The organism is Candidatus Hydrogenedens sp. (assembly GCA_035361075.1).
Taxonomy (GTDB): domain Bacteria; phylum Hydrogenedentota; class Hydrogenedentia; order Hydrogenedentales; family Hydrogenedentaceae; genus Hydrogenedens.
In genome coordinates this window covers 26,662-33,907 of record DAOSBX010000038.1, presented here as the reverse complement: position 1 = coordinate 33,907, position 7,246 = coordinate 26,662, and the positions used below count along the sequence as shown (strand labels likewise).

The window sequence follows — 7,246 nt, the reverse complement described above, 5'->3', positions numbered from 1 at the left end:
AGAAGGTGGACGCACTGTTGGTGCTGGCGTCGTAAGTAAAATCATCGAATAATAAACCTTGAGCATAATAAAGCAAGGTTATAGGAGAAAACGAAGTGAGTGTAAAGTTGAGAATTAAGTTAAAGGCTTATGACCATCGGTTGTTAGACCAATCGGCAAAGGCAATCGTTGTTGTTGCCAAGAAGACAGGTGCCGGTGTTAGGGGTCCTATTCCTTTACCGATGGAAATTCATAAGTATACAGTAAACCGTAGTCCGCATGTAGATAAAAAGTCAAGAGAACAGTTTGAGATGCGTGTTCATAAGAGATTAATCGACATCATCAATCCGGGACAAGCCACTGTTGAAGAATTAACCAAGTTGGCTTTGCCTCCGGGGGTTGATGTGGAAGTTAAGCAGTGATGAAGTAATAAACAATGAAAACATTTTTAACGATTAAATAGTAAGGATATCCCAAGAATGGCAACGGGAATTCTGGGTAAAAAATTAGGAATGACGCGAATCTTTACACAGGATGGACAGTGGATAGAGGTGACTCTGGTCCAAGCAGGTCCGTGTGTCGTCATTCAACGAAAAACGAAAGATAAAGATGGTTATGAAGCCGTTCAACTCGGTTTTGAGGATATAAAACCGAAACGTTGCACAAAACCCCTGAAGGGACATTTTGAGAAGTTTGGGGTGAATCCGAAACGGTTTCTAAAAGAACTACGTGTAGAGCCGGATAGCCCTCTTAAACCCGGTGACGAGGTTAAACTTGATATTTTCAAGATAGGTGACCGTGTTGATGTGTCCGGAAAATCGAAGGGCAGAGGTTTTGCCGGTGTTGTAAAGAGGTTCGGATACAGTGGAGGTCCCGGAACACACGGTTCTAATTTCCATCGTCGTCCGGGCTCAATTGGGCAGAGTGCCTATCCTGCGGAAGTATATAAAGGTAAAGGACTTCCGGGACACATGGGTAATGTTCGAGTTACAGTTCAAAATTTAGAGATTGTGGACATTGTCCCTGAGAAAAATTTACTCGTAGTTCGTGGGGCTATCCCAGGAGCAAATGGTGAGTTAGTTGAAATTAAGCATACCGTAAAAATAAAAAGGAAATCATAAGCCATGGCTGTAATTCCAGTTATCGATACACAAGGTCAATTACAGTATGAACGGGAAGTAAAGGCGGAAGTATTTGATGCGCCTATCCGTGAAACGCTTGTTTATGAAGTAGTAAAAGCGTTGCGTAGTTCCCTTCATACAGGACAACATAAAACGAAGAACCGTGGTGAAGTTAGTGGCGGAGGTAAAAAGCCATACCGTCAAAAAGGGACAGGAAATGCCCGCCATGGAAGTATTCGAGAACCACAAATGCGAGGAGGTGGTATAGTTTTCGGTCCTCGCCCGCGGGATTATCGTATTGATGTGCCGGTGAAGATGAAGCGATTAGCATTGTGTAGTTCGCTAAGTGACCGGCTAAGAAATCAGCGACTTTTCGGAATCGCAGGTTTAAAAGTTGAACAGATAAAAACCAAAGCAGTTGCGGAAGTATTAGCTCGAATTAATCCGGAGAAAAAGAAGACGCTGTTTATCACACAGGATATTGATAAGAATCTGCTTCTCTCTACCCGGAATATTCCTAATGTTGAGGTAAAAACTGCGATGGATGTTAATGCATACGATGTGTTATGGGCATATAAAATATACATTCAGGAAGAAGCCATTCCTTCATTGGAGGAAAGATTATCATGAGTCAGGAAGTTTATCACATAATTAAGAAGCCCGTTATAACAGAAGAGTCGCAAATACAGACGGCAAAAGCGAATCAGTATACATTTCGGGTTGATTCTAAGGCGAACAAAATTCAAATAAAAAGAGCTATTGAAGAAATGTTTCCCGGTGTTCATGTGGTGAGTGTGAACACCATGAATTATAAAGGGAAAACAAGAAGAACTTTTAGAACTCGTCAGATGGGAAAAAAGGCAAATTGGAAAAAAGCCATTGTTACCCTTCGGCCGGGTGAAAAAATAGAACTCGTTTAGGAGTAAGAAAATATGCCATTGAAGAGATTTAAACCATATACGCCGTCTCGTAGGCATATGACGGTGGCTGATTTTTCGGCTCTTACAAAGAAAGAACCGGAAAAGAGTTTGTTAATATCGTTCAAACAGAAAGCGGGCAGGAATAATTTAGGTAGAATTACAGTTCGCAGACGCGGTGGTGGTCATAAACGTCTATATCGTATTGTAGATTTTCGCCGTGATAAAGATGGCATCCCCGGAAAAGTTACCGCTATAGAATATGACCCAATGCGTTCTGCAAATATTGCTTTAATTACTTATGTAGATGGTGAAAAAAGGTATATTCTTGCACCTCAAGGGTTAACGGTAGGCCAAACCATTATGAGTGGTGATGATGTTGATTTTGAAGTTGGAAATTGCCTGCCTCTGGCAAAAATCCCATTAGGGACGATGGTGCATAATGTCGAATTAACGCCGGGTAAAGGTGGACAAATTGCCCGTTCAGCAGGAAACAGTTGCCAACTACTTGCCAAGGAAGGCAGGTTTGTAGTGTTACGTATGCCTTCTGGTGAGATGCGTAGAGTGCTAAGTATTTGCCGTGCGACTATTGGTGTTGTTGGCAATGAAGAGCATATTAATATTAGCCTTGGTAAGGCAGGTAGGACTCGCTGGTTAAGTCGACGCCCTAAAGTGCGTGGTGAGACGATGAACCCAGTAGACCATCCTTTAGGTGGCCGAACCCGTGGTGGAAGACATCCTGTTACACCGTGGGGTAAGCCCACCAAAGGCTATAAGACACGGAAGAAAAATCATAGGACGAATAAATATATATTAAGACGAAGAAATCAGAAATAATGAGTAGGAGATAAAAGGTGCCTCGTTCACTAAAAAAAGGTTATTTTATTGACCAGTCTCTGTTAGATAAAATTATGAAGCAACAGAGCACAGGTGACCGCAAGGTTATTCGTACATGGTCTCGTCGTTCTACTGTCATCCCAGAGATGGTTGGTTTGACGATTGCGGTTCATAACGGAAAATCATTTATTCCTGTGTTTATTACAGAAAATATGGTTGGGCATAAATTAGGTGAGTTTGCTCCAACCCGAACATTCCACGGACATCCGGATAGTAAAAAGAAATAGGAGTTAAACCATGATTTTTGCGGAAGCCCATTTACGACATTTGCCTATGTCGCCACGTAAAGTGCGACTGGTGGTTGATTTAATACGTGGTTGTAAAGTTCAAGAGGCAAGAGACATCCTCTCTTTTACGTTGAAACGTTCTGCAGAGCCTTTACTTAAATTGTTACAGTCTGCTGTGGCAAATGCAGAGGAGAAGGCGAGACAAGGTAAAGTGCGAATAGATACTGACGAGATGAAAATAGTTGAAATACGCGTGGACCCGGGACGTATAACGCGTTCCTATCAAGCGGCACCTCGGGGACGTGCGGTTCGTATACGACATCGTCATTCACATATACATATCGTCCTTGCTGGCGAAGAAAGAAAAACAACACCCGCAAAGAAGAAATAGAAGGAGATACGCGTGGGACAAAAAGTTCATCCATTTGGATTCCGTTTAGGAGTCATTGAAAAATGGTCTTCTGTATGGTATAACGAGAGAGACTACACGTCGTTATTCCATGAAGACCTTAAGATACGTGAATATCTTAAAAAGAGGCTGTTCGCCTCTGGTGTGGCACGAGTTGATGTAGAACGTGCAGGAAAACGAGTAAAGATTTTGGTGTATACCGCACGTCCGGGTTTAGTTATTGGTCAACGTGGACTGGAATTAGAAAAGCTAAAAGCGGAAATAGAAATATTATGTCCCGGACGAATTATAAGTTTACAGATAGTGGAAGTGAAACTTCCTGAATTGAATGCACAATTGGTTGCTGAGAATATAGCGCTTCAAATAGAGAAACGTGCGTCGTTCCGTCGTGCGATGAAGCGTGCCGTAGAAAATGCTATCCGTGCGGGAGCCAAAGGGATTCGTATCCGTGTTGCGGGTCGTTTGAACGGTGCGGAAATTGCACGTGCAGAACAAACCCATGAAGGAAGTGTCCCTCTGCATACGTTGAGGGCGTGGGTAGATTATGGCACAGCGACCAGTTTTACCACATATGGGACTATCGGTGTGAAAGTATGGATTTATTTAGGCGATGTCCCACCGAAAGAGTATGTTTCCGGTGTTGCAGGCGTTGAAACGTTCCGAGTTTCTCCTGCGGGTAGGGAACGTGGTTCTGGAAAAAGAACACCAAGAAGTAAACAAACCTAAAAAGGGTTAAGGAGTATATAAATGTTATCTCCAAGAAGGACAAAATATAGAAAACAGCAAAGAGGTCGCAGACGTGGAGTATCCAAAGGAGCGACAGAGGTTAATTTTGGCGAATATGGGTTAAAAGCATTACAAACAGCATGGATAACTGCTCGCCAAATTGAGGCGGCTCGTATTGCAATTACGAGACATCTAAAACGTGGCGGAAAGATTTTCGTTCGCGTATTTCCTGATAAACCCATTTCAAAGAAGCCAGCAGAAACACGAATGGGTAAAGGTAAAGGAGCACCGGAAGAATGGGTTGCGGTTGTGAAAAGAGGACGTATCCTGTTTGAGGTAGAAGGTGTAGACCATGAATTGGCTGAAGAAGCATTTCGATTGGCAGGACATAAATTGCCTATCAAAACCACTATTATAAAACGAAGTTAATACCCGGAGGCGAGGATTTTAACCATGCAACCAAAAGATTTACGAGAAAAAACGAACGAAGAATTGATGGCACTTCTCGAAGAGAAAAAGAAGGAATTGATAAACTTCCGTCTGAAGCTGGTTACGGGAGTTGTAGATAACGTTCGGGCAGGTCGTCTTGCCCGTAGAGATATTGCACGCATAAAGACCATTTTGCGTGAGCGTGAATTAGCACAGGAACCTAAAATATTGAAAAAGACCCGTAAGCATAAATAAAGTAACTGGAGAATCAGGAATAAAGAACTATGAGTTCAGAAAGTAAAAAAATTATCGGCATAAAAAAAGAACTCGTTGGAGTTGTTACGAGTGATGCCATGAATAAGACGATAACTGTCAGCGTGGAACGTTTAAAGTTTCACCCCCTTTATAAGAAGGGTATAAAGCGAACCAAGAAATACAAAGCCCATGACGAAGAGAATAAAGCAAAGGTTGGCGATGTAGTTCGGATTCGGGAATGCCGTCCGTTAAGTAAAACAAAACGGTGGCGGTTAGTAGAAATTATTCAGTCTGCTGAGGTTCTAAAGAAAAAAAGTATTGAAAGTGATTTGGCAATAGATGAAAGTGAATTAGAGGCAATAACAACCTCAGAACAAACGGCAGAGGAGCAAGTGTCACAATGATTCAAATATATTCAAGATTAAAAGTAGCGGATAACTCAGGAGCCCGTGTAATACGAGTTATTCAAGTGATGGGTAGCTCGAAACGGAGATATGCGGGTTTAGGCGATATTATCACCGCAAGTGTGAAAGAAGCAATTCCTAACTCTAATGTTAAGAAAGGTGAGGTGGTAAAAGCGGTTATTGTCCGCATGCGTCGTGACACTCAACGTCCTGATGGGACTACCATCCGATTCGATTCTAATGCAGCAGTGATACTTAACAATCAAATGGAACCTCGGGGAACACGTATTTTTGGACCTGTTGCCCGCGAACTGCGGGAAAAAGGGTTTATGCGTATTGTTTCCCTGGCTCCGGAAGTTTTATAGAAATGGAGGTAAGCCCGATGCATATAAGAAAGAAAGACACGGTATTAGTAATTCGTGGAAAATATAAAGGGAAGAAGGGTAGAGTATTGGAAGTCTACCCCAAAAAACAACAACTACTGGTTGAAGGTGTAAATATAGTTAAACGACATACCAAACCTTCTGCTCGAAATCAAGCAGGTGGTATTGTTCAAAAAGAAGCACCTATTCATATTTCCAATGTAGCACCATGGTGTGAAGCAATAAATGCCCCGTCAAAGATAAAAATGAAACGATTAGAAGATGGACGTCGGGTGCGTGTTTGGGAAGCAACCGGCGAAGCATTAGATTAAAGAAGGAGATTGAGTCGTGGCTCCAAGGTTAAAAGAAAGATATTTTCAACACATTGTTCCGGAAGCAATGAAAAAATTTCAATATAAAAATATAATGCAAGTTCCGCGATTAGAAAAAATCGTGGTGAATGTGGGTGTGGGTGATGCCACTCAGGATTCTCGGCTTTTGGATAATGCCATGTCTGAACTGTCGATTATTACCGGTCAGAAACCGCAAATCCGCAAGGCACGGAAGTCAGTATCTAATTTTAAATTGCGTAAAGGAGCAAATATAGGTTGCCGTGTAACCCTTCGAGGTGACAGGATGTATGAGTTTATGGATCGTTTATTTAATATTGCTATCCCACGTATCCGCGATTTTCGTGGGGTTCCTACGAAATCGTTTGATGAATTTGGAAATTATACTTTGGGGATTAAGGAGCAGACTATATTCCCAGAGATTAATATAGATAGCGTTCAACGCGTCAGAGGGATGAATGTTACCTTTGTGTTTAAGAACTCAACCTCTGCTGATGCGAATCGTGAAATATTGAGAATGTTTGGAATGCCATTTACAACATAGGAGTAATTATTGTGGCTAAAAAATCTTTGATGATTAAAGCGAGTCGACCCCCAAAATTCAAAGTTCGGGGTTATAACCGTTGTAAACGTTGCGGTAGGCCGAGAGCTTATATGCGAGATTTTCAGATTTGTAGAATATGTTTCCGGACCCTCGCGTTAGAGGGGAAGATTCCCGGTGTAACGAAATCGAGTTGGTAATTTAACAAGAGGGTAATAAAGATATGTCAATGAATGACCCAATTAGTGATATGTTCACACGGATACGAAATGCTATCCAAGCAGGACACATGTCTGTAACGATACCTGCTTCTCGTGTGAAAATAGAGATTTGTCGTGTTCTTAAAAAGGAAGGGTTTATTGGTGATTACCAGTTGGAATCTGAAGACAATAAACCCCAGTTACGTATCCAATTGAAATATACCAAAGACCGCCGTTCTGTGATTCAGGGAATACGTCGGGTGAGTCGTCCCAGTATTCGTAGTTATGCAGGTTACCGTTCTTTGAAGCCTGTACGTAGCGGTTTTGGTATACAGATTGTGTCAACGCCTTTAGGTGTTATGACAGGGCGTGATGCCAAGAAGCAAAAGGTTGGTGGTGAAATTATTTGTGAAGTATGGTAATAAAAAA

At 41.9% G+C, this 7,246-nt stretch carries 16 protein-coding genes; all 16 read left to right on the top strand.

What is annotated here, in order from left to right; all coding sequences use genetic code 11:
- The first annotated feature begins 95 nt into the window (after nt 1-95).
- The 16 genes from rpsJ to rpsH are packed head-to-tail and all read left to right on the top strand — an operon-like array spanning nt 96 to nt 7,239.
- Nucleotides 96-401 carry a 30S ribosomal protein S10 gene (gene rpsJ, locus PLJ10_11105; protein ID HOK10194.1) on the top strand — a complete coding sequence of 102 codons (306 nt, stop codon included), beginning with the start codon at nt 96-98 and terminating at the stop codon, nt 399-401.
- A gap of 57 nt (nt 402-458) precedes the next feature.
- The gene (gene rplC / locus PLJ10_11100; protein HOK10193.1) at nt 459-1,100 is read left to right on the top strand and encodes a 50S ribosomal protein L3; all 642 of its coding nucleotides are present in this window, start codon (nt 459-461) and stop codon (nt 1,098-1,100) included.
- Nucleotides 1,101-1,103: 3 nt separating this feature from the next.
- On the top strand, nt 1,104-1,730 hold the full coding sequence (gene rplD, locus PLJ10_11095; GenBank protein HOK10192.1) for a 50S ribosomal protein L4: 627 nt from the start codon (nt 1,104-1,106) through the stop codon (nt 1,728-1,730).
- Nucleotides 1,727-2,020 (top strand): 50S ribosomal protein L23, encoded by a 294-nt coding sequence (gene rplW, locus PLJ10_11090; GenBank protein ID HOK10191.1) that lies wholly within the window; start codon nt 1,727-1,729, stop codon nt 2,018-2,020. Before rplD ends, rplW begins: the two co-directional genes overlap by 4 nt.
- A 12-nt stretch (nt 2,021-2,032) precedes the next feature.
- Entirely contained in the window at nt 2,033-2,854 is an 822-nt protein-coding gene (gene rplB, locus PLJ10_11085) for a 50S ribosomal protein L2 (protein HOK10190.1), read from the top strand.
- A 17-nt stretch (nt 2,855-2,871) separates the two neighbouring features.
- Nucleotides 2,872-3,141 (top strand): 30S ribosomal protein S19, encoded by a 270-nt coding sequence (gene rpsS / locus PLJ10_11080; protein HOK10189.1) that lies wholly within the window; start codon nt 2,872-2,874, stop codon nt 3,139-3,141.
- Between the two features lie 10 nt (nt 3,142-3,151).
- Entirely contained in the window at nt 3,152-3,532 is a 381-nt protein-coding gene (gene rplV / locus PLJ10_11075) for a 50S ribosomal protein L22 (GenBank protein ID HOK10188.1), read from the top strand.
- Between the two features lie 12 nt (nt 3,533-3,544).
- On the top strand, nt 3,545-4,276 hold the full coding sequence (gene rpsC / locus PLJ10_11070; protein HOK10187.1) for a 30S ribosomal protein S3: 732 nt from the start codon (nt 3,545-3,547) through the stop codon (nt 4,274-4,276).
- Nucleotides 4,277-4,297: 21 nt separating this feature from the next.
- Complete coding sequence (gene rplP, locus PLJ10_11065) at nt 4,298-4,705, top strand: 50S ribosomal protein L16 (protein HOK10186.1); 408 nt, start codon at nt 4,298-4,300, stop codon at nt 4,703-4,705.
- Nucleotides 4,706-4,729: 24 nt separating this feature from the next.
- The gene (rpmC, locus tag PLJ10_11060) at nt 4,730-4,960 is read left to right on the top strand and encodes a 50S ribosomal protein L29 (GenBank protein ID HOK10185.1); all 231 of its coding nucleotides are present in this window, start codon (nt 4,730-4,732) and stop codon (nt 4,958-4,960) included.
- Nucleotides 4,961-4,989: 29 nt separating this feature from the next.
- Complete coding sequence (gene rpsQ / locus PLJ10_11055) at nt 4,990-5,364, top strand: 30S ribosomal protein S17 (GenBank protein ID HOK10184.1); 375 nt, start codon at nt 4,990-4,992, stop codon at nt 5,362-5,364.
- Nucleotides 5,361-5,729: a 50S ribosomal protein L14 gene (rplN, locus tag PLJ10_11050; GenBank protein HOK10183.1), complete on the top strand. Its 369-nt coding sequence runs from the start codon at nt 5,361-5,363 to the stop codon at nt 5,727-5,729. Before rpsQ ends, rplN begins: the two co-directional genes overlap by 4 nt.
- Nucleotides 5,730-5,746: 17 nt before the next feature.
- Nucleotides 5,747-6,058, top strand: a complete 312-nt coding sequence (gene rplX / locus PLJ10_11045; protein ID HOK10182.1) for a 50S ribosomal protein L24 — start codon at nt 5,747-5,749, stop codon at nt 6,056-6,058.
- Nucleotides 6,059-6,074: 16 nt separating this feature from the next.
- Nucleotides 6,075-6,620 carry a 50S ribosomal protein L5 gene (gene rplE / locus PLJ10_11040; protein HOK10181.1) on the top strand — a complete coding sequence of 182 codons (546 nt, stop codon included), beginning with the start codon at nt 6,075-6,077 and terminating at the stop codon, nt 6,618-6,620.
- Nucleotides 6,621-6,631: 11 nt separating this feature from the next.
- A complete protein-coding gene (locus PLJ10_11035) occupies nt 6,632-6,817 on the top strand; it encodes a type Z 30S ribosomal protein S14 (protein ID HOK10180.1) in 186 nt (61 codons plus the stop codon).
- A 23-nt stretch (nt 6,818-6,840) separates the two neighbouring features.
- Complete coding sequence (rpsH, locus tag PLJ10_11030) at nt 6,841-7,239, top strand: 30S ribosomal protein S8 (GenBank protein HOK10179.1); 399 nt, start codon at nt 6,841-6,843, stop codon at nt 7,237-7,239.
- Nucleotides 7,240-7,246: the final 7 nt, after the last annotated feature.

What these genes read in the sequence shown, in the direction of transcription:
- rpmC (HOK10185.1), top strand. Translation starts at nt 4,730, where the DNA reads ATGCAACCAAAAGATTTACGAGAAAAAACGAACGAAGAATTGATGGCA.
- rplN (HOK10183.1), top strand. Translation starts at nt 5,361, where the DNA reads ATGATTCAAATATATTCAAGATTAAAAGTAGCGGATAACTCAGGAGCC.
- rplV (HOK10188.1), top strand. Translation starts at nt 3,152, where the DNA reads ATGATTTTTGCGGAAGCCCATTTACGACATTTGCCTATGTCGCCACGT.
- rplP (HOK10186.1), top strand. Translation starts at nt 4,298, where the DNA reads ATGTTATCTCCAAGAAGGACAAAATATAGAAAACAGCAAAGAGGTCGC.
- rplW (HOK10191.1), top strand. Translation starts at nt 1,727, where the DNA reads ATGAGTCAGGAAGTTTATCACATAATTAAGAAGCCCGTTATAACAGAA.
- rpsQ (HOK10184.1), top strand. Translation starts at nt 4,990, where the DNA reads ATGAGTTCAGAAAGTAAAAAAATTATCGGCATAAAAAAAGAACTCGTT.
- rplD (HOK10192.1), top strand. Translation starts at nt 1,104, where the DNA reads ATGGCTGTAATTCCAGTTATCGATACACAAGGTCAATTACAGTATGAA.
- rplB (HOK10190.1), top strand. Translation starts at nt 2,033, where the DNA reads ATGCCATTGAAGAGATTTAAACCATATACGCCGTCTCGTAGGCATATG.
- rplX (HOK10182.1), top strand. Translation starts at nt 5,747, where the DNA reads ATGCATATAAGAAAGAAAGACACGGTATTAGTAATTCGTGGAAAATAT.
- rplC (HOK10193.1), top strand. Translation starts at nt 459, where the DNA reads ATGGCAACGGGAATTCTGGGTAAAAAATTAGGAATGACGCGAATCTTT.
- rpsH (HOK10179.1), top strand. Translation starts at nt 6,841, where the DNA reads ATGTCAATGAATGACCCAATTAGTGATATGTTCACACGGATACGAAAT.